21 protein-coding genes are annotated in these 25,771 nt (G+C 44.6%); 5 read left to right on the top strand and 16 right to left on the bottom strand.

What is annotated here, in order from left to right:
• Window positions 1-35: 35 nt before the first annotated feature.
• The 12 genes from Cabys_RS19265 to Cabys_RS20645 all read right to left on the bottom strand — a co-directional run bounded on the left by Cabys_RS19265 (window position 36) and on the right by Cabys_RS20645 (window position 15,260).
• Window positions 36-2,051 carry a S9 family peptidase gene (locus Cabys_RS19265; RefSeq protein ID WP_006927674.1) on the bottom strand — a complete coding sequence of 672 codons (2,016 nt, stop codon included), beginning with the start codon at window positions 2,049-2,051 and terminating at the stop codon, window positions 36-38.
• Between the two features lie 528 nt (window positions 2,052-2,579).
• Window positions 2,580-5,501, bottom strand: coding sequence for a WD40/YVTN/BNR-like repeat-containing protein (locus Cabys_RS19270; protein WP_006927673.1), 2,922 nt, complete (start codon window positions 5,499-5,501; stop codon window positions 2,580-2,582).
• 497 nt (window positions 5,502-5,998) lie between these two features.
• Entirely contained in the window at window positions 5,999-6,481 is a 483-nt protein-coding gene (locus Cabys_RS19275; RefSeq protein WP_044281024.1) for a hypothetical protein, read from the bottom strand.
• A 65-nt stretch (window positions 6,482-6,546) separates the two neighbouring features.
• Entirely contained in the window at window positions 6,547-8,118 is a 1,572-nt protein-coding gene (locus Cabys_RS19280) for a multicopper oxidase family protein (RefSeq protein WP_006927672.1), read from the bottom strand.
• A gap of 156 nt (window positions 8,119-8,274) precedes the next feature.
• A complete protein-coding gene (locus Cabys_RS19285; RefSeq protein ID WP_044281677.1) occupies window positions 8,275-8,892 on the bottom strand; it encodes a class I SAM-dependent methyltransferase in 618 nt (205 codons plus the stop codon).
• A gap of 19 nt (window positions 8,893-8,911) precedes the next feature.
• Window positions 8,912-10,099: a hypothetical protein gene (locus Cabys_RS19290; protein ID WP_006927670.1), complete on the bottom strand. Its 1,188-nt coding sequence runs from the start codon at window positions 10,097-10,099 to the stop codon at window positions 8,912-8,914.
• A gap of 32 nt (window positions 10,100-10,131) precedes the next feature.
• Window positions 10,132-11,322: a multicopper oxidase family protein gene (locus Cabys_RS19295; protein ID WP_006927669.1), complete on the bottom strand. Its 1,191-nt coding sequence runs from the start codon at window positions 11,320-11,322 to the stop codon at window positions 10,132-10,134.
• A 495-nt stretch (window positions 11,323-11,817) separates the two neighbouring features.
• Window positions 11,818-12,204, bottom strand: coding sequence for a DUF302 domain-containing protein (locus tag Cabys_RS19300; protein ID WP_006927668.1), 387 nt, complete (start codon window positions 12,202-12,204; stop codon window positions 11,818-11,820).
• Window positions 12,205-12,355: 151 nt separating this feature from the next.
• Window positions 12,356-13,510 carry a DUF2231 domain-containing protein gene (locus tag Cabys_RS19305; RefSeq protein WP_006927667.1) on the bottom strand — a complete coding sequence of 385 codons (1,155 nt, stop codon included), beginning with the start codon at window positions 13,508-13,510 and terminating at the stop codon, window positions 12,356-12,358.
• 22 nt (window positions 13,511-13,532) lie between these two features.
• Window positions 13,533-14,360 (bottom strand): transporter, encoded by an 828-nt coding sequence (locus tag Cabys_RS19310; RefSeq protein ID WP_006927666.1) that lies wholly within the window; start codon window positions 14,358-14,360, stop codon window positions 13,533-13,535.
• Window positions 14,357-14,956, bottom strand: a complete 600-nt coding sequence (locus tag Cabys_RS19315) for a hypothetical protein (protein WP_006927665.1) — start codon at window positions 14,954-14,956, stop codon at window positions 14,357-14,359. Before Cabys_RS19315 ends, Cabys_RS19310 begins: the two co-directional genes overlap by 4 nt.
• A 70-nt stretch (window positions 14,957-15,026) precedes the next feature.
• Entirely contained in the window at window positions 15,027-15,260 is a 234-nt protein-coding gene (locus Cabys_RS20645) for an SHOCT domain-containing protein (RefSeq protein WP_006927664.1), read from the bottom strand.
• A gap of 366 nt (window positions 15,261-15,626) precedes the next feature.
• Between Cabys_RS20645 and Cabys_RS19325 the strand changes: the two genes are divergently transcribed.
• Window positions 15,627-16,718 carry a sensor histidine kinase gene (locus Cabys_RS19325; RefSeq protein ID WP_006927663.1) on the top strand — a complete coding sequence of 364 codons (1,092 nt, stop codon included), beginning with the start codon at window positions 15,627-15,629 and terminating at the stop codon, window positions 16,716-16,718.
• Here Cabys_RS19325 and Cabys_RS19330 read toward each other — a convergent pair.
• Entirely contained in the window at window positions 16,715-17,965 is a 1,251-nt protein-coding gene (locus Cabys_RS19330) for a dicarboxylate/amino acid:cation symporter (RefSeq protein ID WP_006927662.1), read from the bottom strand. The genes Cabys_RS19325 and Cabys_RS19330 overlap by 4 nt on opposite strands.
• Window positions 17,966-18,049: 84 nt before the next feature.
• The gene (locus Cabys_RS19335; protein WP_006927661.1) at window positions 18,050-18,457 is read right to left on the bottom strand and encodes a PilZ domain-containing protein; all 408 of its coding nucleotides are present in this window, start codon (window positions 18,455-18,457) and stop codon (window positions 18,050-18,052) included.
• Window positions 18,458-18,624: 167 nt separating this feature from the next.
• Between Cabys_RS19335 and Cabys_RS19340 the strand changes: the two genes are divergently transcribed.
• On the top strand, window positions 18,625-18,825 hold the full coding sequence (locus tag Cabys_RS19340) for a hypothetical protein (protein ID WP_006927660.1): 201 nt from the start codon (window positions 18,625-18,627) through the stop codon (window positions 18,823-18,825).
• Window positions 18,826-18,858: 33 nt separating this feature from the next.
• Here the strand turns inward: Cabys_RS19340 and Cabys_RS19345 are convergent, their stop codons facing one another.
• Window positions 18,859-20,751: a T9SS type A sorting domain-containing protein gene (locus Cabys_RS19345; protein WP_052304143.1), complete on the bottom strand. Its 1,893-nt coding sequence runs from the start codon at window positions 20,749-20,751 to the stop codon at window positions 18,859-18,861.
• 1,024 nt (window positions 20,752-21,775) lie between these two features.
• On the opposite strand from Cabys_RS19345, the gene Cabys_RS19350 reads away from it, so the two are divergent.
• The 3 genes from Cabys_RS19350 (at window position 21,776) to Cabys_RS19360 (ending at window position 24,697) form a co-directional block, all read left to right on the top strand.
• Window positions 21,776-22,195, top strand: coding sequence for an NUDIX hydrolase (locus Cabys_RS19350; protein ID WP_006927658.1), 420 nt, complete (start codon window positions 21,776-21,778; stop codon window positions 22,193-22,195).
• 15 nt (window positions 22,196-22,210) lie between these two features.
• A complete protein-coding gene (locus Cabys_RS19355) occupies window positions 22,211-24,130 on the top strand; it encodes a S9 family peptidase (RefSeq protein ID WP_006927657.1) in 1,920 nt (639 codons plus the stop codon).
• A 78-nt stretch (window positions 24,131-24,208) separates the two neighbouring features.
• Window positions 24,209-24,697: a hemerythrin domain-containing protein gene (locus tag Cabys_RS19360; RefSeq protein ID WP_006927656.1), complete on the top strand. Its 489-nt coding sequence runs from the start codon at window positions 24,209-24,211 to the stop codon at window positions 24,695-24,697.
• 7 nt (window positions 24,698-24,704) lie between these two features.
• On the opposite strand, the gene Cabys_RS19365 is transcribed toward Cabys_RS19360, so the two are convergent.
• On the bottom strand, window positions 24,705-25,724 hold the full coding sequence (locus Cabys_RS19365; RefSeq protein WP_006927655.1) for an HDOD domain-containing protein: 1,020 nt from the start codon (window positions 25,722-25,724) through the stop codon (window positions 24,705-24,707).
• Window positions 25,725-25,771 lie beyond the last annotated feature (47 nt).

Genomic DNA, 25,771 nt, shown 5'->3' on the forward strand with positions numbered 1-25,771 from the left:
TTCTACTCCTTTTTTTAAACCTGCTGCCATAAAAATCACTTTAAAAACCTGGCAAACCAGTTGTGAACCGTTTGCCACCACAGCCGCGCATTTTGGGGCCTGGTTACAAAATGGTCTTCGTCCGGGAAGAACAAAAGACGCGATTCAATCCCCTGGCGCTGCAGAGCCGTAAAAATTTGCAGCCCCTGGGTGTAAGGCACGCGGTAGTCATGTTCGCCGTGCACAATAAGCATGGGCGTTTGAAAGCGACGCACGCGTTCGGGACTGGCAGGATTCCACTTCTGGTACAGCGATCCTTCATCCCAGGGCGTGCCGTTAAACTCCCACTCCGGAAACCACAGCTCTTCGGTGGCGCCATACATACTCACCTGTTCAAAAACCCCATCGTGCGACACAAAACACTTAAACGGATGCTTATCTCCTGCAATCCAGTTAATCATAAAACCGCCGTAAGATGCGCCCGCTGCGCCCACACGATTGCGGTCAATAAAAGGATAGTTGTCAAAAACCCACTCCGTTCCTGTTAAAATATCCTCATAGGGCGCCCCGCCCCAGTCTTTAGAAACGGCATCGGTAAACTCCTGACCATAACCACTGCTGCCGTGAAAATTAATGGCAAAAACCACATAGCCGGGCGCGGCAAACATCTGATAATTCCAGCGAAAATGGAATTCTCGCTCCCATGCCCCCTGCGGCCCGCCGTGGATCAGTTCAATGGCCGGATACGTTTTGCCCTCTTCAAAAAAAGGCGGTCGTAAAATGTACCCATGAACGCTGTCGCCTTTCGCGCCAATAAACACAAATTCTTCCAGCCGCGGCAATTCAAGCTGATCTAACACTGCTTTGTTAACAAACGTCAATTGCTGGCGTTTCTTCTTTTTCAAATCAAATTTAAAAAGCTCATACGGCATAGCCTCATTTTGTTCCCGGAATATCAACGTATTTTTACCGGCCAACTGCACGTCGGAAACCGTGTGCCCTTTTAGCACCGGTCGAATTCTGCCTTTTTTAATATCCACTCTGTAAATACTGTAAGCGCCGTGCTCGCCGCAGGTAAAAAACAGCTCCTTGTTGTTTCGCCAGAAAATGGAGCTAACCGAATAAGGGAAACCTGCGGTTAACTCCCGGGTTGTCCTCTTCTTTCGGTCAAAAAGCATTATGCGGCGTCGATCGGCTTCAAACCCGGGACGCTCCATGGAAAGATAAGCCAGATAACGCCCGTCAGGAGAGTAGGTCGGATTATTGTCGTTTCCTTTGTTTTTGGTAAGCCGAACCGTCTCGCCGCTGACAATATCGTAAATAAACAAATCATTGTTGGTGCTTGCCGCTACAATAGAATCCGTGTTTCGTACAAAACAAATCTCTTTTCCGTCCGGCGAAAAAACATAATCGTGCTGCCCGCCAAGGTCCAATGGCGGCGTATCGTAATCGCCAGGCGTTATGTCTTTTAGCACCTCCCCCTCAATCGTAGCCAGAAAAACGTGCGACCGTTTGCCCTCCAGCCAGCGATTCCAGTGCCGATAGAACAATTGATCAATAACGCGCGCTTTAACTTTGCTGTTTTTCACCGAATCGATTTTTTGCTTTAAACATTCAAACGTTTCGCATTCCGGATACACTTCTGCGCTGAACATCATTTTTTTTCCATCGGGACTGATTACCGCATTGGCCGCCCCGGCCACAAAATCGGTTACCTGTTGCGCCTCTCCGCCCTGCAGGCTGATTTTCCAGATCTGCCCTGAACGATTGAAATAAAGCGTTTTTCCATCCGGCGTCCACACAGGGTGGGAGCTCGATGACGCAGCGCGCGTTATCTGGCGCAGTTCTCCTGCTTTTAAATCGTAAAGAAAAATATCCGTCTTAAACGAATTCTCTTCTATGTTCGGCGTGGTTAAACAAAAGGCTACCTGCTGCCCGTCGGGACTGACCGTAACCGAATGCATGCGTTTTAAGGTAAAAAAATCTTCAAAGGTAATGGCTCGTTTTTCCCCTGCCAGCGAAGGGGAAACAAGCAATAACAAAGTAATTAAAAGGTACAGCGCTTTTTGCATTTTATCCTCCGTTTATTTCCTTGATGGCGGCTGAATTTATTTCGTTGTTCATTTAAAATTTAATTCGTTTCTCTTTAAAAGCAAACACCCGCTGATTGGCAGGCACCTCCTCCTGCCGAAACTCCGTCACAAACATCGCCCGTATTCAGGGATTACAGCGGCGCTTCTTACTTTTTTTGGAAAAAAGGTCGCCTTTTGTGCTGCCCCTTTTCCTGACCGTTTTTATTGCCGTCGCTTCACCGGAACTCGCGAAAATATAAAAATAAATCAAATTCGTAAAAAATGAAAATCTCACTTTTAAAAGAACTCGTGGCTCTGGGCCTTTTTAATGGACTCGCCCGGGCTCTTTGTCCATACGATAAAGTTACCCATCATTTCACAGCAACATTACTCTCCGCGCAAAAAAAGTAAAGCAAGCGGAAAACAAACACTCTTTTAAAGAAACAGGGTTTCGACCTTCTTCAAGCCCTAACATGCCCATCAGTAACCCGGCTCCGGGCTGTCAGCGCCGCGGTTTTTTCACTCCTTTTATGGGGTTTTCTTTTTCTCCTTTCGCTCTTTTTTGGGCAGGGCTTCTATTTTGAATGTACCGGACGCCTTTTCGCCATTATGCTCAATGATAATGGTGTACGTTCCTGCCCGCAGATAAAATTTGCCATTGTCGCGCGGCTTCAGTTTTTTATTTTTTGGATTGTCTTCGGGTAAACCGGAAACGTATTTTTTGAAAGTCTCCGGCTCAACGGAAAAATCATAAAAAAGAAAATTCAATCCGGCCGCACTGTTCAACTGCCACTCTGCCAGTTTAAAATCTTTTTCGCCTGCAAGCCAGATTTTTGTTTTGCCAGCCTGTTTGCAATAAAAAGCGATTTTTAAAGAGTCGCCTTTGATGATTTTCCATGAGTAGTCGCGGTTTCCGGCATGAGGTTGTTCTTTATGATTTTTTAAGGGAAACAGATGGAGTTCTCTGGCCAGAACTTCCGGCGTCAGCTGAGCCACTTCACGCATGTTTCCAATAAAAATGGAACGGCCGTGCGTTCCCACGACCAGGTCGTGTTCGCGCGGATGCACCACCAGGTCGTGAACCGGCGCGTCCACCAGCCCCTTTGCAAAGGCCATAAAGCGAACGCCGCCATCCAGCGAAACGTACAATCCGTGATCCGTTCCCACATAAACAAGGTTCTCGTTAAACGGATCTTCTTTGACCACGTTTATCGCTTCCGGGGGCAGGTTAAGGCCGATTTGCTTCCATGTTTTTCCGAAATCTTCCGAGCGATACAGCAGCGCTGCAAAATTATCCCAACGATAGCCGTTCAGCGCTGCAAAGCAACGGCTCTCCTTATGTTCAGAAGCCACCACCCGACTGACCCAGTAATTTTGCGGCAGGCCGTCAGAAATACGCTGCCAGTGCGCGCCGCCGTCCTGCGTAACATGAATTAAGCCATCGTCGCTTCCCACGTAAATCAAACCGAATTTTAAAGGGGATTCGTCAATGGTCGTTAAGGTACCGTAAGGCACATCCCCCTTCCGGCCGCCCAGGGTTAAGTCGCCGGAGATGGGCGTCCAGTGTTCTCCGCGGTCCATGCTGCGGTAAACTCTTTGCGCCCCGATGTACAAAATGTCCTGATTATGCACAGAAAGATGAATGGGCGTTTGCCAGTTAAAGCGTAAAGGCCGTTCACCCAGCTTGTGTTTGGGCGTAATGCGTTTTGGCTTCCCGCTCTGGCGGTCGATGCGAAAATAATTGCCAAACTGATAACCGGTGTACACCGTTTCATTGTCCCGCGTGTCAATCTCAATCTGCATCCCGTCTCCGCCCATAATCGACCGAAAGGCATAGTGACCGCTTTGTTGCCAGGCGCGCGACTCGCGATTTGTGGAAGGCCCCACCCAAACGCCGTTATCCTGCATGCCCCCGTAAACATTGTACGGCTTGGCCATGTCCACGGCCACCGTGTAAAATTGTCCCACCGGCGGATGGTTGGCTTTAAACCATGTCCGCCCGTTATCAAAACTAATATTAATTCCGCCGTCGTTGCCAGCAATTAAATGCTGTGCATTCTGCGGATCGATCCACAACGCATGATGATCCACATGAACATTTTCATGATTTAGTGAATGAAAGGTTTGGCCGCCATCTTCCGACAACAACAGCGGAACGCCAAGAATATAAATACGATTGGCATCTGTTGGCGATACGCGAATATTGCCAAAATAGTAGCCAAAGGCATAATAAACCTTGTCCAAATAATCGTCATGAGTGCGCTGCCAGCTTTTTCCGCCGTCCACGGAGCGATACACCTCCGGCCCGATGACCGGCGTCTCAAATAACTCTGCATTGGCGTCTTCCACATACTCTACCAGGGTCAACGGTTTGATCTTCTTTTGGCGCACCAAATGAAAAAGGGTGTCTGCGTTAAATTCATGGGGGAAATGGTAGCGATCCAGAAAAGCGTTCAATTCATCAGGATCGAGCTTTAAAAAATCTTCCACCGAAATCGTGCGCAGCAGAGCCCTGGTTATCGCCGGCTCTTCTTCTTTTTCCCTGCGCTTTTGGTTATCTACCAGCGCATAAAGTATTTGTGTGTTTTGTGGAAAAACAGCCAGACCGATACGGCCGACATGCGTTCCATGGGGAAATCCGCTTTTTTCGCCGCTGATCAGTTGCCACGTTTCGCCGCCATCTACGCTTTTATAAATACCAGAGCCTTCTCCGCCTTCCCAGAAGTTCCAGGCGCGACGCGTGCGCTCCCACATGGCGGCATATAAAACGTCCGGATTGTGCGCGTCAATGACCAGATCGATTCCGCCCGTGTTTTCATTGACGTAAAGAACATGCTTCCAGCTTTTGCCGCCGTTTGAAGATTTGTAAATCCCGCGTTGTTCGTTTGGCGAGTACAAATGACCGACTGCGGCCACCCACACAACCTGCGGATTATCGGGATGCAAAACAATACGCCCCACATGATGCGTCTCGCCCAGGCCCATGTGCTGCCAGGTCTTGCCGCCGTCTTCGCTCAAATAAATACCGGTACCGGAATATGATGAACGGCTGGAATTGCTCTCGCCGGTTCCCACCCAGATGCGCCGGCCATGCCGCCAGTCAACCGCAATATCGCCAATGGTCATCACCGGCTGGCGATCAAAAAGCGGTTTAAAGTCGATGCCGCTGGTGGTCGTGTGCCACAAACCGCCCGAAGCGTAAGCCACATAAAACTCTTTTGGATTTTGTGGATTGGCTTCAATATCCACCACGCGCCCGCTTTGAACCGAGGGGCCAATATTGCGGAATGGTACGTTTTTAACCAGAGAGTTACGCTTTAACGCCTGGCGTTGCTCAAACCCTGTCAGGCGCTTTTCCACCGGTGTAAAAGGTATGGGATTTTGCGGGTAATCCTGGCTGTAAACCAACACAGGCAGGAAAAATAAAACGATTAAGCAACGAATAGTCATAACAAACCTTTCTTCAACAATAAATATCATTGTTAAAATACGCAAAAAGTAGAGAAACAGGCAAATTCACATAAATCGTCCGGGTGGCAAGGAATGGCCTCACGGCCTGTGCCGCCTATCTCAAATAAAATTGTAAATCTTGGATGAGTTCAGTATAAAAACCACGAATTTCACGAATGACACGAGTATATTTTATGTAATTTAAATAAAAACAATTATCATATTTAAATGAAATTCGATAATAATTCCTTTTTAGAGTGGACTCATACATTGTCTTTGACTTTTGGGACAGCGCCGGGATGCCACGCAAGTGGTGACTTTCGTCAGGGGATGAGCTTTTAAAATAGCACAAAAATTTTTACACGCTAAGGCACTAGATCTTTCGAAGGAAGTATTCTATAGGTGTGATTTGAAGAAATCGGTGTAACCGGAATCGAGCTTAGCGGAATTTAGGTTACACCCTTATGGCTACATAGAAAGGTATTTACACCAAAAAATTAGACTTGAGTCGACATTAACATAACAATCCAGCCAGCAGCAGATATTAAGGTAAAAATACTCCAAAAAATAAGACGTGGAAATACTGAAATATCTCTATAAAAAAGGGCATATTCTCGGTTCATGTTTAGCCGAACATGGGCCTCGGCTAAAATTTCAGCCATTGCATGGATGCTGAAAAAGACAACCCCTATTTTAAGCAAATTTATTTCTGGTATTTTAATTATCCATGCTACACTAATAAAAATGTAAACAAGCAAAATGGGCAAGGTCTGAAAGTGAGCAAATTCGTGAGCAATACTCAATTGCCAGTATGGTTTATCAGCCAAACCGAATCGTAGCAACCAGTTTACTGCCGGAGGATGCGGGATAAGCAGTTTACCAAAACCAGCCCGATGAAAGAAACGACTCCGTATCTCAACAATCGCATCCAAACCATACCAGGTACGTTTACTTATTAAAGAATTGTTGTTAGAAAACACTTTACAACTTTCTTTTTTAGTACTTGACCTTTATTGATTAAACCACATTAAACTAAAAGAATTTTTTATGCTTCGATAAGGTAATTGCGCATCATGCCCATGTCTTCATGTTCTAAATTGTGGCAATGGTACAGGTACAATCCGCTAAAATCTACGAAGCGCAGTAAAATTTTGGCCTGCATTCCAGGCATTAACAAAACCGTGTCTTTCCAGCCTTCATCCACAAATCCATCCTTCATGGATTGCCAACCGGCGCCAGGCGTCCGTTCCAGAACACGAAACTGCAAGCCATGCACATGAACCGGATGCGGCATTTGCATCATACCGCCCATCATGCCCATACCGCCGCCACCTCCGTTAACCAACCGCCACACTTCGCTGGTATTTAATTTAACCACCTCATCGCTGGCCACGCGCGTCATTTCAAAGGTACGTCCATTAATCGTAGCGCTCCCCATGCCCATGGCAAAGGTAAAGGTTCTGGGATTGTTCGCATTAACAGCCGCACGGATATCTACGGGCTCTATTTTAGAAAGGACTATGGGCAAGGTTAAAGCAGGCGTTTCTTTTTTTACAATGTCAAAACGAGCCAGATCAAAACCGCTACCATTGGGCAAGGACTGACCTTGACGTCGTCTGCCCATCATGCCGCCCATCATACCCATACCGCCAGCACCATCAAAAGGCAGGCTTACCAGCTTAACTGAGCTGTTTGGCGTGTAATTGCTAAAATCGGCCCACAGTTCAATGCGTTCAGCCGGGCCAAGCATTACGTAAGGACGATTCAACGGTTTTTCCAGCAGGCCGCCATCAGTGCCAATAATGGTTAACGGGCTGCCATCGCTCCAGGCGATTTTGTAAATGCGTGAATTCGAACCATTTAAAAGACGCAAGCGGTACACATTAGACGCCACTTTAAAAACAGGATCCGGTTGGCCGTTAACCAAAATACGATTCCCCAAAAAACCGTTCATGCGTTGCATCATACCCCCGCTCAGGTAAACCAACTGGTTGTTGGCATCAAAGGTACGGTCTTGAATAATCAGTGGAATATCGTAAGCGCCTGTGGGCAGATTGGCGGCCTGTTCTTCATCATCCTGAACAATGAACAGACCGGCCAGGCCTGAATACACCTGAGGGCCGGTGCGGCCATGTGGATGGGGATGGAACCAGTACGTACCGGCTCGATTGGCAACGGTAAACTCATACACGTATGTTTCGCCTTTATCAATGACGTAACGAGGATGACCGTCGGCCTGTTCCGGAACGTGTAATCCATGCCAATGTACAATGGTTTCCTGATCAATTTGATTGGTAAAACGCACGCGTACATTTTGTCCTGTTTTCAGGCGGAGAATCGGGCCTAAATAGGTATTCTCCAGAGTTTGCACAACGCTTGAAGGTCCTTTTAAGACCCGGGCGGTGTAATGCTGAACTTGCGTTAGTTTTCCGGAGAAGATAGAAACTTCTCCAGGTTGCGCAGTTAATGCAATTTCTACATCGGGGACAAAATTATTATTGGTAATAGCTTGAGCAGAAACCGAACGTCCCTCTTTAAACGGATTCCACAAAGTTAGCCCGCCTATTCCTGCGCCCAATCCAATGGCTGTGTAGCCTAAAAATTTTCGACGATTCATGTTTTTTCCTATCGTGTTCTTTAACCTTAAAAAATGGTAAATTTTTATTTATTCTTATATTGAAAAAGCTTTCCATGCTCATCCTTAAGGATTCCGGGAAAATTCGCCTTTAAGGGGGATTTCCCTTGCGCCACCTTTTCACATTATCCCTCTCTTTTACTTACCATTTACTGCAACTATTTTTTTAAAAATATCGGCCCAGAGATTGGTCTCCGTAATTTGCTTAAATCCGGCCTGCCTTAAATTGGCCACTGTACGGCGATTAATATTTGCCCCATACAAAAATAAGGGAATGGGGTTAAGAATATCCATTAAAGGCCCTACCAATTTTTTTTGACTACGCACATGCTCCAACATAACCAGCTTACCGCCCGGCTTAAGCACACGACGAATTTCTTTTAGCCCCAAAACCGGAAGAGGAACCGAACAAAAAACACAACTGGTTACAACACAATCAAAACTATTGTCCGAAAAGTCTAATTGCTGTACATCCATCTCAATAAAAGTAACATCAGGGAAAATATGCTGGTATTTAGCGCGCGCTTTTTCCAACATTTTTTTACTGAAATCAATAGCCACGACCTCAACATCTGGCGCGTAGTAAGGGATATTTTTACCGGTTCCTACGCCAACCTCTAAAACCTTACCGTAAACTTCTTTTATGATTTCTCTGCGCCAGGAAGAAGTGAATTTTTCCATTGGTTTTTCCAGTAAATCAAATACAACCGCCACACGATTGTAACGTTTTTTAATGCGCTCGGTATTGGGGGCCATCATCTCATCTCTCCCTTTTTCAGGGTATGTAGCCGTGTTCCAGATTCAACAACGAATTTCGATCATCAAATTGTTTGTTCCATCGTTGATCAATAGAATAAACCAGTCCCACCTGAAAACGTGTTTCGCTTTTGCCATACAAAGTTTTTAAATCGCCGGTAAACTGTGCCTGTTGCACCTGAAAAGCTAAGTCAAAATTTTCTCCAAGGCGATAAAAGGCATTGAAAATCACCTGCCATTGTCGCGCTTTTTGCGTTAAATCAGGGAAAACCTTAAAACCGCCGGAAAGCGCCAGTTGCAAAGTGGGACGTTCCAGTTTACGGTACAAAAAGCGCAACGAAAAGAAATGGGCCGCGGCTCGGGCGCGAGTTAAATCGTAAAAATTACCAATGGTTTTTATCTCTTTAAACCCCAGATTGTACACCACCTGAAAGCGAGCATCCACAAAGTAGATGGGATCGGGTTTAAGATTAAAAACTCCCGATACTAAAATATTTTTAAGCGTTTGATCAAATTGATTGGAATAGCCCTGACGATCGGTTAGAAAATTGTTAAAACCAATACCTAATTGCTGAATAAAGGGACGATTCCAGATTTGCGTTTCCGGCACCATGTACACAAACGAAAAGCCCAGTGCATTCAGGCTAAAATCGGTTTCTGAAGTGGCCGGCGGCACGGGCGTTCTGGTAAAGTGTTCGCCATGTACCGTAAGCCAATAACGTTGTGCAAAAATATGAGCCAACTCAATTACATTTCCATATTGATTGTCTTCGGTATTTTCGCCAGAAGAAAAGGGATTGAGCACATCGGTAAAGGCCAGGGCATCGTCATCACGCAAGGTAGGAAATTCAATAAGCGCGCTGCGCACCCTTGAACGTCCCATTTTTAAAACATTTTTTTGATCTTCTAAAAGAAGAAATGTTTGATGGAAAAAGACCTGCCCCAAATCCGAATCGGCATCGGGGAATTGCAGCCCAATTACCAGTTGCCCCCGAAAACGGTTGTACATTTTTTGCCGAAAGCCCAGCAATAGTCCGGTGTCGGAAAAATCGTTAACGCTGGTCGTCTTTTGATTGCCCGTAATATCGGTATTAAAGGACATAACACCGCGAGCCCCCAATTGGATTTCGGGGCTGACCTGTCCGAAAGCGCTTTGCAGCATGCCAGCGGCTAAAACGATCAAAAAGATTTTTTTGATGGAATTCATTTTTTTCTCCTGATTGAATTGATTATCGACCGTTACTCATCCAGAGCCACAATGGGCAAGCTTTTCAAGCCCATCTTTTTGGCCATCATGTTCAGTTCCGTTTCTTTTACGGGCAAATCTTCGTACACCAAAGCCAACAAGTTACCACCGGGATACAATCCGTTGTTGGTAACGCGGCGCGTATCATGATCATGAAAAGTCCAGATGCCGCGGTTTTTCCCTTCGATGATGATGTCAATGGTTTTGCCCGGGCTCAATCGCAACGTATTCCGTTGCCAGGGTTGAGGCACCGGCAATCCGTCATCGGCCACCTGCCAGAAGTCATGCCCATGTAAATGCAAATAATGCTCTTCGGTACCGGCATTAATCAGGCGTACGCGAATGTTTTCGCCCTGTTTAATGTAAAGGTTGGGCGTCATGGGATACGATTTTCCATTAACCGTAAACCAATTGGGTTGTGGCAATTCATCCGGAGCCCGGCGATTAACCACGTATGGCGGCTGATAGCCTTTTTTTACGGCTTCCACAAATTCATCTTTGGTGTCAAAAACGGCAAACCGTTCTTTATTAAAACGCCCGCTTTTCATTAAAATCATTCGTTCTTTCATGCGTTCCAACATACTGTTCATCTCTTCTCGTAAAAAATTCACATCATGCGCGGAGTAAATTAAGGTGTATTCCCGCTCGTAAGGAAATTGCTTCTGGATTGGATCGTCGTCTTCTTCGACAATTAAGCTCCCATACATGCCTGCTTGCATGTGCAAAAGCGTACCCCAGTGGCAATGATAAAAATGCGTGCCCTGCGGTTCCGCAGTAAATTCGTACACAAATTCTTGCCCGGGCATCACCGGCATCTGGGTCACATAAGGCACCCCGTCCATTCGCCAGGGGACATGCATGCCATGCCAGTGAATGGTATGGTTTAGCTCGGTGTTATTTTTAAAAATAACGCGCACCTTATCACCCCGTTTAACGCGTATTTCAGGCCCGGGAACCTGATTGTTGAAAGCCAGAGTATGGATTTTAAATCCTGGCACAATTTCTTGAATGTGGATGTCAATAAATAAGCGGAACTCTTTGACATCGCCATCCATTTTCGGCGTAAGCGCCGCCGGGAATTTTTGTGCATTAGCCGCTATTACTGTTTTGCTTAACAAATGTGCAGGTAATAGAGCTGCGGCTGTTAGCACCGTTGAGGTTTGCATAAAATCTCTTCGTTTCATGGAAGGCCCCTTTTTTAATTTATGTCTTAAATCCTTAAGTCTTGCGATTAATTTAAGGCACTATTCCTCCAAAAGAAAACTTTAGGCATAATTTAAATATTTTTTCAGGTATTTAGTACCTCAAAAAAATTCAGTCATCTTTGGGCAAACTATTTTAAATAATAGCTTATGGCTCTGGCTAATCCATTTTAGACGTTAAAAAACCTTTGAATAAATAGCTACATCTAAATAATTTTTGCGCCCTTTACGACTCCTTTGTGCCCTTTATGGTTAAAAATTAACCGCAACGTACGCAACGCATTCGCCCCGATCGCAAAGGATTTTAATAGATAGCCTGGCATTCTTTTGCGCTCCTGGCGGTTGAATCCCTTAAAGTTTTTGTCTCCGGCTCGCTTGAACAGGATTTAATGTGGTAAAACTTGCTTTAATTGCTTTTCTTTAAATCGTTGTTGTTTTTAAAACGTTCGTTTTTGTCGCTTACCATAGATCCGTTTTTTAGAGCGCTTGAATGACGCGTTGCAGTTTTTCGCCAATCTGTTTAGCAATGTCCAGCAAGTCGTCGTTACCCACGCCAATCATGGATTGTACCGGATTAACCGCCGCCACTTCAACCTGACCATCACCGGTCTCCTGCACAACCACGTTACAGGGCAGCATGGTGCCAATTTTATCTTCGGATTCCAGGGCCTTTAAGGCAAAGGGCGGATTGCAGGCGCCCAGAATACGATATTTGCGAAAATCGACGCCTAACTTTTTCTTTAATGCCCCCTGAATATCGATATCCGCCAGCACGCCAAAGCCCTCTTTTTGTAACTCGGCATGAACTTTTTCTACGATAGATTCAAAATCGCCATCGACTGTTTTTGCATAATAGTAACTCATTTTTTTCTCCTTTTAATTATTGTTCATTTTACATCGTTTCCATCATCATGAAAACTTTAAATTTTTATCCTGGAACCGGATCGTTCTGATCTTTTACTCTTTTCTTTAATTTTAGAGATGAGAACCAATTTTTCGTTTTTAACAAACATTTTTAATAGTCCTGGTTCATTTTTTGATGCCCATGCCCACTTGACTTTTTCTCCTGTGGCATATTTTGCATTTCCATGTGCATCATGGGCGGTCCTTCGTCCAGGGATACCACTTTAATGGATTTTATTTGTAATTGTCCGGAACCTAAAAGCGCAAAGCCTGTCTGTCCCGATTTTAGGTCAGAACCATGTCCATGGACGATTAACCGTCCATTTACGTAGCCCCGGTAATGCCCTTTGCTGCTTACTACTTTTAGCGTTAATTCCGGAGTTAATTCCAGGGCGCCTGTGTCAAAAATTTTCTCTTTGCCTTTTTCAAGTCGTCCCAGGCGCACGGTTTTATTTTCAATGGCTAAAAAATCATAGGTGTTGGGCTGTAAAATATGATGCGCCAACAAAAACCGCCCGTTAAAATCAGCAAGGCGCACCTGAGCCGAAACCTGGACGTTTTTTAATTTTGGCCCAAAGGCAAAAACAACTGTTTTTTTAGTGTTAATCTGAATGTTTAATGCGGATTGATTGTTTTCCGTTTGAGCGCCCTGTAAAATAAGGTCATCCCAACGTCCTTTAATTAATTGAAAATTTTGGCGGAATTGTAAAGCGGCCTTCTCATTAGCCTGCCAGAACCACGAACCGTTTTCTTCAACTTCGATGTTAGCCGCGCCTTTCTGTTTTTGAGCTGGTTTTTCATCAACCGTTACGAGAGCATTGGCGCCAACTCCAAATCGGAACACCAGCTCACCGCCCCGTTCAGCCGTTTGCTGTACAAGCCCCAGGCCGCCAGCCGCCACCACAAATAAAACCAGGCTAAAAACCAATTTTTGATCCCATTTTTTCCTGGCAAAAAACAGACGCAGTGCAGCGTAAATGCTAAAAAACAACATGGTGTACAACGCCAGATCGGCATGTACACTAATCACCGAATAGGCCTGAGGAGGAATATTGACCACATCGGCGGCTTGTTTTCCTGAAAAATAGGCGCCAATGGTCCCTAACGCGCCTAACACGTACAACCACAAGGCTGCCGGTTTAAGCCAGCCAAAGCGCTTTAGAATTATGGCAATAAAATCGGTCAATACCGCAATGACCAAAAGCGCAATGGGGAAGTGAACAATTAAGGGATGTACATTAGACATCCATTCAGGAATAAGATTCATTTTAAAACCCCTTGTTTAAACTTTACAATTTCCAATCAATACCGCTACTCAAACCAAAATCTGGACTGCTTTCGCTTAGCCCTTTTATCAGGTAAAACGATAAAACGCTTTTACCGGAAAACATGGTAAAAAAGCCCAGAGCTAATTGACGCGGCGGATCGACACCTTGAATAATTTTTGAATAACCTTTAAAATAAAGAGAAGTTGAATATTTGCCATTGGCAAAAAACTTCCCAATTCCCAAACCATAACCCAAAGGATCCAAATACGTAATTTCTTCCTGATCGCCAATTCTTAAATAACTGATTTCTGCGAAAGCGTTAAAGGTTTTAACCCATTTCCGCAAAGCCAAACCCAATCCATAATCAAATTTACCGGTGCTGAACAGAGTTAATCGATTGGTAGTCGGCACTTTCAATTGAGTCGTCATCACAACCGAAGGTGCAATCAACGATCCATTCCACAGTTGGTATTCTCCGTATAGATAAATATCCCCAATGCCGGCCTCCAGATTATTCGATAGCGTCGTAGTTGTGGGATTATTCATTCCGTGTCCGTTTGCAGAGAAGCTAATTGGCTCTTGTTGATAAACCGCGCTATTTTGAAGAATGAAAGGCACCGAAGCCGAGACCGTCCACTTTTGAGCGCTGTAACGTAATCCGGCGTTCAGGTAATAATTGTCTGTACGTTGCTGGTAGATGTAGTCGCCAGAATTAATGGTTAAAGACGAACTTACAGCCCAATTGGCTTGCGAAAAAAGGCTCCCCGCCAGCCCTAAAATAATGACAATTAGGGAAAAACCAGAAAGCCTTTTAAGCCTTCTGGTTCGTTTTTTGAAAACGCTTATCATTTAGATTGATCCGTTGCTTTGGTTGTAGATTGCATTTGTTTGTAATCTTTCATCATGCCTTCCATGGATTTCATCATTTCGCTCATGTTCTTTTTCATCTCATCCATGTGTGTTTTCATCTCTGGATTTTTCGCCAGCTTTTCATCGTTCATCATGGTTTTCATTGTATTCATCATCTTTTCCATGCTTCCGGTCATATTTTTCATCTCCATGCCCATGTTTTGCATCAGCATATTTTGATTCTGTCCCTGGTGCATCATACTCTGACCCATCATCATGTTTTTCTTCTGCTGGTTTTTACTTTGCATCATGCCCTGCATCGGTTTATCCTGCGGCTGATTTACGCCCTGCATCATTTTTTGCATCTGCTGATTCATCTGCTGCATGTGTTGCATCATCTGATCCATATTCATCATCATATTCTGCTGGTTCATGTGCTCCATGCCTTTGTGCATAGTACTCTGCATATTCTGTTGCTGGTGCTGCTGCCCCGAATTCTTATCGCCCATATGTTGGGCCTGCGCCGGATTAATCAACGCGGCGCCGCTAAACAGCAGACCGCTTACGACTAATGTTATTAAACTTAATTTCTTCATCTTAATATCTCCTTTTAATTGGTTTTGTTTTACACTTTTTTGCTTTATTCATCATTAAATTCATGTTCATTTACAACCCGGTAATATCCTGTTTCATGCGCTCGTATTCTTCTTTAGAAATTTCACCGCGGGCGTAGCGTTGCTTTAAAATTTCCAGCGCATCAGAAGCGCCGGCGGCGTTTCTCTGCGGCAAAAATGACGTTCTTTGTCCGCGATTTACGTTAACAAAATTTAATACGCCCCAACCTATGAGCAGTAAAATAAGTATTCCAAAAATGGATCCGAATCCCATTCCAAACATCATGATTTTTCTCCTTTATTTTTTAATCTTTATCTTTTCCTTTAACTTACTTGCAAGGGTCGTGCCGCTATTTTAAGAAAAACGGTAACCGCTTTGTATTTAATGATTTAGAGCGCGGAATACGAATTAAGTAAAACTGGACAAAATGGAGAATAGTCTCCAATCTTATTAAAGGTGTATGTTATTCTACAACACTCAAAGACACACAAGCTACAACTTCAACCACATAATTTTTAAACTAAGAGGACTATCATCTTGAATACCAGTAGAATCCATGGCACAAAAATAACCACAATTATTCAAATCCATTTTGCCCGGATCAAAGATTTTTATATCTTTAATAAGCGTTTATAATTTGAAAGGGCTTTTATGAATAAAAAGTATTGGCTGGTCATCATCGTGGTTCTCATTCTTACAATAACATATTTTCATTACCATACACCCACTTCCATCTGGCAGTTTCATCTGATCTTGATGCAATTGTATTTCATTCCCATTTTGCTGGCTGCTTTTCAGTTTGGCATAAAAGGGGGGGTAATTTCTGCGCTGGCCATCACCGTTTTTTATTTGCCCCATGTGTTTTTACAGTGGGGCGGCCTGGTAGAAACCAATTTACTGCGCTTTTTGCAGGTACTTCTTTTTAATGTTATCGGTTATTTAACCGGCTTAAAGGCCGAAGGCGAAAGGAAAGAAACCGAAAAATACCGAAAACTGGCTGAAAAGCTAAAAGAATTAAACGAACAACAAAAACAGCAATCCGAATTATTGCTGGAAATGGAGCGCAAACTTCGGATGGCGGACCGGCTGGCAATCATTGGCGAGTTAACGGCCAGCCTGGCTCATGAAGTGAGAAATCCGCTGGCCTCCATTCGCGGTTCCATTCAAATTCTAAAAGAGCAGGCGCCAGAAAATTTAAAAGCATCCGAGTTTTTTACCATACTGGAGCACGAAACGCAGCGCATCAACACCGTTGTGGATAATTACCTTAATTTTGCGCGCAGACCCGCACAGTCGAAATCGACAATCAACCTTTACGAAGTGCTGGATATCTTAATTAAAATGATAGAAAGCAAGGCGCGAAAACAAAACGTAAGCATTCAAACCGCTTTTGAAGAAAATTTACCGCTTTTTGATTCCGACCCCAACGCTTTAAAACAGGTGCTTATGAACCTGCTGTTAAATGGCCTGCAGGCCATGCCCGAAGGCGGCCGTCTCATCGTCCAGGCCCGCCAGGACAACGGCCAACTAATTATTTCAATCATTGACAGGGGGAAGGGAATGACAGAGGAGCAACTGGAGAAGATATTTCAACCTTTTTACACAACCAAAAAAGAAGGTACGGGCCTGGGATTATCCATCGTAAAAAGAATTGCCGACGAAAATAACTGGCAAATTAAAGCCGAAAGTAAATTAAACGAAGGCAGCCGATTCGACTTGATTATTCCCCTGCCATCGGCTTAAGCCCGTCCGCTTTTTAGAACTCTGAGTTTGTCTTCTCCTTCACTGCGCGCAATCAGCACCGCCCCGCAGCTATCGCTCCACACATTTACCGAAGTCCTTAACATATCCAGAATACGATCCACCGCCAGAATCATGCCAATGCCTTCCAGCGGCAGGCCCACCGCTTTCAGAATGATGGTAATCATCACCAGTCCGGCCATGGGGATGCCGGCGGCACCGATGCTGGCCAGCAGGGCCGTCATCACCACAATCATCTGCTGCCCGAACGAAAGTTCGATGCCGTAAACCTGAGCGATAAACATGGCCGCCACACACTCGTAAAGAGCCGTGCCGTCCATATTAATGGTTGCCCCCAGCGGCAACACAAAGCTACTCACCTTGTTCGAAACGCCGGCATTGTTTTCAATGGAATCCATGGTTAAGGGCAGGGTGGCCGAAGAAGAGGAAGTGGAAAAAGCGGTCATCAACGCGGCCGACATGGCTTTAAAATGTTTTAACGGTGAAATGCCGCCAAGAAAATAAACCAAAAGTGGCAGCGTAACGGTTGCGTGAATGAGCAAGCCCAGGATAACGGTTACCATATATTTAAACAGCGGCAAAACCGCATCAAAACCGGTTTGAGCAATCACTTTGGCAATCAAAGCAAAGACGCCAACGGGCGCAAAAAGGATAATGAAATGCGTTAAGCCCATCATTACTTCAAAAACCGCCTGAAAAAAACCGGTAAGCTGTGTTTTATACGGCTCCGGAGCGCGTGTAATAAAAAAGCCAAACAACAAAGAGAAAAATATCGTTGGCAATATCTCTCCTCTGGCCATGGCCGCAAGGGGATTTTCCGGGATAATGCGTATCAACAGATCACTAAAACTCTGAACCGAGGTCTCCAGCCCCTCAGGCATCTCTTGAAAACTAAGATTGGCGCCTATACCAGGCGCTATTAAATTGACCAATATCAAACCGGTAAGAATGGCCAGGATACTGGTCATAACATAGTAACTAATCGTTTTTAAAGACAAACGCCCAAAATGCTCTGCATCGCTTAAATTGGTAACGCCGGAAATAATAGAAGAAACAATCAGCGGCACAATAATCATTTTTAATGCGCGAATAAAAACGTCGCCTAACAGGGCAACGTCTTCAATTACAAAGGATTCAAATTGAAAAATACGAGAAACGACGGCCAGAAGGACGCCAAGGATTAAACCAATCAAAATTTGCCAGTGTAAAGAAACAGATTTAAGCTTCATCTGCAAATTCCTTTTTTCAATAAATAGAGCATTTATTGAGGAATATAGAAATCAATTTAATACCGGGCAAATGAGAGTCGCGGATTATTCGAGATGTTCATTAAATTCATTGGAAATCTGTGAACCGACATGGGTGGAGGGCAGCAATTTACGGAGATAATTAAGAGAAGAGAGGTCATTATAATCCGAATTTTTCCCAAAGGGTAAAAACTGGACACCTACCAACGACATGTTGCTGCCATTGCTCAATTCTTTACGCCACTTTACAATCCCCTTTAGAGTAATGGCATTGCCATCGCTAAAAAACACCTTTAAATAGACCTTCTCACCTTTTGAAACAGGGAAATCTGTTTTAAAAGATAAACCGCTTTTCGAAAGATCATGTATGCTAAAATGAGGGGAGAGTCTCGTCCAGAATGCGGCGGGGTTTAATTTTTTAAACCGCACACTGGTATTATTTAATACCAAACGGGGCAATTCTCTACGCTCCATACTTATAATAATCCTATTTTTATTTATTTAGAATAATTGATGTGTAAGAATAATACTAACGAATGGCTCTTCAAGTATGTGATTTTCATCAAATCACAAAAAAAATAATGGATATTTTCAGAAAATTCGGCGTAAAAAGTGATGTACTACAAAAATGGAGGGCGCACATGAGAAACACAATTCCCATCAAGCCTGACGCTAACTCTCTAAAACACCTGCCTTTTTTACTGAAGCCCAGAGGAAAGAAACATCAGGAGTCTGTGTGGAATCTTTACCATTGCAAAACACTGCGCACTGCCGGCAGAGGGGGGAAAGGTCATTTTGTAGGGGGCGTAAATCACGGCTGGAATCGAAAAGGACGATGGTAATAAAAAGGGGCTTTAAAAGCCCCTTTTTAGATTTTATTTAATTAAAATGATCTTCTGCGTTTCCTGGTAATCGCCCGCCTTAAAAGAAACCAGGTAAATGCCCGATGGCAAATCAACTCCGTTAAATTTTAACGTGTGTCGTCCTGCTTCTTTTACCTGCTCAAGTGCTGTTTCAATCAACTGCCCGCGAATATTAAAGATTTTAATGGAAACCCTGGCCTGATGGGGCAGAGTGTACTCAATGGTTGTAAACGGATTAAAAGGATTGGGATAGCATGGCTTTAAATCAAATTGTTTTACCGCCGGCAGAGGCGTTTCAATGGCCGTTTCTGGAGCAAAATCATCGCGAGAGCGCGGACGGAGCTCGTATCCATCGCTGGCCGGCACGTTATTGGTGTACTGATCAACAATAGCGATCATACTAAAGGTTCCAACCGGCGGCGTCCAGCCATCGAGATCGGTGTCTTTATCGATGAAAAGAGCAACCGTGTCCTGGCCATCCGTAACCATTACAGAAGCGCCATTATTACCTTCAGCGGGCCAATCCGCCGGATTAACAATTCTTAATCCTGTAAAAATCGCCAGCTGTCCTTCATAAGCCTCGCCCACATCGGCCAGAGTCAGCGGCATCGGCGGATGTTCCTTTTGACCGATAACCTGCACCTGAGCGGCTGAATCGAGCGCTATTTCCGTAAGTCCTTTGTACTGCGTAATTTTGCCGTAAACAAATAGACTATCTCCGATCTTCAAATCAAGGCTGAACCGGGAAGAATAGAGCAGAATGCCGCCCTCTTTGTCATTAATAAAAAATTGCACCTTATCGCTAAAATTCGGAGAGACAACCGTCCCGCGCACAGCCACAATTTTACCGCTTAAATCGGGTGAAAAGTCGTTATCGTTGTCAACACGCGCTTCATTAATGGTCAAAACAGGCGGCTGAAAGTAGGCGCTTATTTTTTTAATGGAAGTGGTCATTTCGTTAAAACTGGACACGGCATAAAAATAGGAGCTGTCGCTTAAGGGATTGGCGTCGATATATTGCCGAACCTCTGCGGTCACCTCGGCGATCTGTTCGAATTGGCCGTCCGTCGTGTCGCCGCGGTAAATATAAAAACCATCAATAATCGACTGATTTTGCGTGATTTGCATGGCTTTTGCAACAGAAGGTTCCAGAAAGCCCACCAGGCCATCGTCTGAAAAAGAGTTGGGACGGGAGAGCGCTGGCTGCACTCGCAGGTTAGCGCCGCTCGTTTTATTGCCGCCGGTGTTGATCCACAAATCAAGCAACAGATTGGTCGCCCCATTGGCCACCTCGCTCAATTCGTAAAAATTGGTGTAATTGGGGTCGCTGGCTAGAAAGGGATCGTTAACATCGGCAAGGTAATAACTAATTCCCGGCACATATTCGCTGGAATCGGTCATCAGAGCCGGAAAAGCGTTTGAGCCATCCGGCGAAGAGAGTCCTTCAACAAAAATACCCACACGATCGCGGGCCGGGATGGACCCCAACGGCACGCCAACCTCAAATCGGGGGAAGTCAAAGGAATCGCCTGCCTGCAGGCTATCGATTGTGTAAAATAATTTGGAGCTGTCCATATCAAAAAACAAAATGCGGTAATAATAAGGACCGTGCATTTTTTGTCGGGAATAGTGCACAAAATCGATTTGCTCCAGCGTTGCGTTGGGGAAGGCGCTCAGATCAAAAACACAGCCAAGCGCTTGATTTAAATGGGGGCTCCAGATGCCGTAAGGTACGCTATTGTTAAAACTTAATACCGTATCCGGCAGATTTAATTCCCAGCTAATTCTGGCCCCTTCATTGGTGGGGACAACTGAAACCGATTGCGGCGAATGGCTAATCACCGTTGTTTTAGCCAGCAAAATATTACTCAGAACAAAAAGCGTTAACACCAAAAAACGCATCATCTAAACTCCTTTTTTAATGTTGCCCTGTCAACCATTGTGCTTATCGCTGTTTTACAGGTTCGACTAAAATTACTAAAAGTTGAAAACTGGATTGTGATTCAAATCTATTTTCCAACAACAGAGGAGGGCAGAGACCATAATTTAATTTTAAGGCAACAAGGCGGAATATTTTGAACCGTGATTGGCCTGATTTGGAGATTGCCATGATTGTTTTTCTGCCTTCAAAATCTCTCCTTAAAATTGAAGGAAGAACTTCCCCTGTACAAATAAAATCAAGGCAATCCTAAAATCCTATTAATCAAGGTTCAAATTTCTGAACCGTGATTGGCCCGATTTAGGGATTGCCATGATTGTTCTTCTGAAATCAAAATCTCTTCTTAAAATTGAAGAAGAACTTCCCCTGAACAAATTAAATCAAGTAAATCCTTCAATCCTGTTAATCAAGGTTCAAATTTCTGAACCGTGATCGAACTGATTTAGGGATTGCCATGATTGTTTTTCTGCCTTCAAAATCTCTCCTTAAAATTGAAGAAGAACTTCCCCTGAACAAATTAAATCAAGTAAATCCTTCAATCCTGTTAATCAAGGTTCAAATTTCTGAACTGTGATTGGCCCGATTTGGAGATTGCCATGATTGTTCTTCTGAAATCAAAATCTCTCCTTAAAATTGAAGAAGAACTTCCCCTGAACAAATTAAATCAAGTAAATCCTTCAATCCTGTTAATCAAGGTTCAAATTTCTGAACTGTGATTGGCCCGATTTGGAGATTGCCATGATTGTTCTTCTGAAATCAAAATCTCTCCTTAAATTTAAAGGAGAACTTCCCCTGCACAAATAAAATCAAGGAAATCCTAAAATCCTATTAATCAAGGTTCAAAAATTACTTGTTTTAAAGTAACATTTTGTTTAATCATTCTTCATTTTTTTAACTTTTTTTGTTTTTTTGCGTAAAACATAAGTAATATTTTGAAACAGAGATCGTAAAACATTAAATTAAATGCATTGAAATCAAAGAAATAAAAAAATGGCCGAACAAAGTTATCCGCAAATAGGCGTGGGCGCCGTTGTTATTAAGGACGGCAAAGTGCTGCTCGTTAAACGAAAAAATCCTCCGGCAAAAGATCAATGGGCCATACCCGGCGGCCGGCTAAAGTTGGGCGAAACATTAAAGGAAGCATGCCAGCGTGAACTTCTTGAAGAAACGGGCATTAAAGCAAAGGTTCAGGAATTGATTTACGCCTTTGAAGTCATCGAGCGCAACCCAAATAATCAAATACGTTTTCACTACGTCATTTTAGATTTTTGGGCCGATTATCTCGAAGGCCGGGCAGCCGCTGGCGACGACGCCTCTGAGGTTGGCTGGTTCGATTCTGAGATGTTAAAAAAAATGGACATCAATCCTTACACCAAAAAACTATTAAAAGAGAAACTTAAATTTTATTAAAATAAGGAGACCGCAATGCGCAAACTCATTTTCATGACCCTCATGTTGGCTTTTTCTCTTAATTTCCTGGTTTTTTGCCAGACCGGGAAAAAAGAGCAGCAGCCTCCGCTCATTCCCATGGAGGATTTTTTCAAAAATCCGACCAAAACCAGCTTTAAGCTCTCTCCGGATGGAGAACACATTGCCTTTTTGCAGCCCTGGAAAAGCCGCTTAAATGTCTTTGTGCAAAAAATAGGTGAAGAGCAGGCGACGCGCATTACCAGCGCAGAAAACCGCGATATTGCCGGCTTCGCCTGGGCCAATGATCAACGAATCATCTACGTTCAGGACAAAGCCGGAGACGAAAACTTTAAATTGTACGCCGTAAATATTGACGGCAGCAATCCTGCGGTTTTAACGCCTTTCGAAAAAGTACGCGTGGGAATTATTGACGACCTGGAAGACGATCCGGAGCACATGATAATCCAGATGAACAAGCGCGATCCCAGGGTGTTTGACGCCTACCGCATCAACATTAACACCGGCGAGATGGAAATGATCGCTCAGAATCCCGGTAATATTTCGCAGTGGATAACCGACTGGCAGGGCGATATTCGTCTGGCCATTACCACCGACGGCGTAAACACCAGCCTGCTTTATCGAAAAGATAAAAACAGCCCTTTCAAAACGATTTTAACCACCAATTTTAAAGAAACCATGCAGCCGCTGTTTTTTAGCTTCGAAGACCCTACAATCATTTACGCTAAATCAAATCTTAACAGAGACAAGCAGGCGCTGGTCAAATTTGATCTGGATAATGCCCGTGAGCTGGAAGTGATTTACAAACATCCTGAGGTGGATATTGCCGGGGTGATGTACTCCAAAAAGCGCAAGGTGCTTACCGGCGCTTCGTACGTTACCGATCGACGGCGCTACGTCTTTTTTGACGACGAACGGCGCCAGTTGCAGACCGAGCTGGAAAAACTGCTGCCCGGCTATGAAGTTGCCGTGGTTGATTTTAACAAGAATGAAGATAAATGCCTGGTGCGCACCTACAGCGATAAAACGCGCGGCTCGTACTTTTTGTACGATCTGAACAGCAAACAACTGACCCACCTGGCCGATATCAGCCCCTGGCTAAAAGAAGAATACATGGCCGAGATGCAGCCCATCACCTTCAAATCGCGCGACGGCTTAACCATTCACGGCTACTTAACCCTGCCCAAAGGCCTGGAGCCCAAAAACCTGCCGGTGGTAGTTAATCCGCACGGCGGCCCCTGGTACCGTGATGTGTGGGGATTTAATCCGGAAGTTCAGTTTCTGGCTAACCGTGGCTATGCCGTTTTGCAAATCAATTTTCGCGGTTCTACCGGTTACGGCAAAAAGTTCTGGGAACTGAGCTTTAAGCAGTGGGGCAAAAAGATGCAGGATGACATCACCGACGGCGTACAATGGCTGATTAAACAGGGCATCGCCGATCCCAAACGAATTGCCATTTACGGCGGCTCTTATGGCGGTTACGCCACGCTGGCCGGGCTGGCCTTTACGCCCGATCTTTACGCCTGCGGCATCGATTACGTCGGGGTTTCTAACCTGTTCACCTTTTTAAACACCATTCCGCCTTACTGGAAGCCCTACCTGGACATGTTTCATGAAATGGTCGGCCATCCGCAGCGCGACAGTTTGCTGCTGGCCGAGGCCTCGCCGGTCTTCCATGCCGATAAAATAAAAGCGCCACTGTTTATCGCTCAGGGCGCCAACGATCCGCGCGTCAACAAGGCAGAGTCGGATCAGATGGTGGAAGCCCTGCGCAAAAGAGGCGTCGAAGTGGAATATATGGTTAAAGACAATGAAGGCCATGGTTTCCGCAACGAAGAAAACCGGTTCGATTTTTACCGCGCCATGGAAAAGTTTTTGGCCGAACACCTGGGCGGCCGCATGATGGAAAAGCAATAAGTTCATATTGCCTTACCGTACTCAGGCCCTGTTCACAGGAAGTGAGCAGGGCTTGTTTAAATACTCAGGAGCAAAACCATGAAACGCAGCAAATATCTTGTGCCCCTGTCATGGGAACACCACAATGCGTTGTTAAACGCCAATCGTTTGCATAAAGGAATTGCCAACCGTACCGAAACGCGCATTCTACTCGAATTTGCTAACTTCATCTGGCAAAACGACCTCTTTCCCCATTTTCAACGTGAAGAAAACATCATCATGACGCGCCAGGAATGGCCGCACGTTCCCGAACATCTCAGAACGCGCGTTCTTCAAGAACATCAAACCATGGACGACCTGGTAAAGAGGTTAAATAATTTAAGTGATGAAGATGAAATAAGACGCCTGTTGAACGAACTGGCCAGCATGGTAATCAGCCATGTGCGCTTTGAAGAGCGGGAGTTGTTCCCGGCCATCGAAGAAGCCTTTTTCGAACAAAGCCTACAAAAGATTGAACAGGCTTTAAGAGAGGCGCATGTGCCGGGTTGCACAATCTGGAGTCCTAAATTCTGGCAAAAGAAAGAATAAAAAATTCTTAATTCGTCGGGCTTTTTTCTTCCAGCTCATTGAGTTGGTTTTTCATCCTTTGCATCTCGAAATAGGTGCGCACATTTCGGTAACTTAGCTGGATCAGCTCCTGCTCGGCCTCGCGGACAATATCTTCATAACTCATATCGCCGGTAAAATCCAGGCCATACTGGTCGTACATATTTTTCATTAAATTCGGAACCGAGGAAAGCAAGTCCTGCGCAACTTCACGGGTAATCTGCCCGGAAATGTTTTGGAGGGTTTGCCGGAACAGGGCCATGGAAAGGGCGCGATGGTATCCAAAAAATATTTCCGCGGCAAGACTGCCAACGCGAACGATCTCCAGCTTTGAAATAATTTCCTGAGCAGAATCTTTAAAAAAATAAACGTCACGCTTAATTCTGTATTGCAAAGCCTGTTCGATGATTTTCGGCAACCGCCATTTTTTGGCCATAAAAAGACCGATCTCAAGATGCGTTATTCCCAGCTCCGCTTTTTCGATGAACAGGTAGGGCAGCCCGCGACGCCGGCCTTCTTCCAGAATGGCCCGGTAGGTTTTGGGAATCATGAACGTCAGGAAAAAGGCCCCAAGGTATTGCAGGGTGCTGGCCAAAAACAACTCTTCTTTTTCTTCTTGCGTTACGATTTCGGAGACAAAATTGGAAACAATTCCGGCGCACAACGATTTTTTAAACAACTCCGGATAAATATCTGAATGATCGGCAGGGAAGACATCAAACAGGCTGAACGTAATGGCCAGATTGCGGATCGAATCCACGCCTAACATCGAAATAGCCTGTTCAATACTTTTTACTTCGCGTCTCAGGCCAAAATAGGAAGAATTAACAATGCGCAGTAACTTGCCCGTAAAAACCGCATCCGCTTTGATGATATTGGCCAGGTCTTTAATTTCAAAATCCGGATCCTCGGTAAGCTGGATGATTTTTAAAGAGATTACAGGCAGCGAAGGCAGTTGTTCGCTGTTTTTAAGAAAATTTTGTACTCGCCTGTTCTTGATTTTAATCATTGCTGAAAGTACCTTTTGTGATGTTCTAAAGTATTAATTGATTTATC

This window comes from Caldithrix abyssi DSM 13497, from assembly GCF_001886815.1.
In the GTDB taxonomy this organism is placed as follows: Bacteria; Calditrichota; Calditrichia; order Calditrichales; family Calditrichaceae; genus Caldithrix; species Caldithrix abyssi.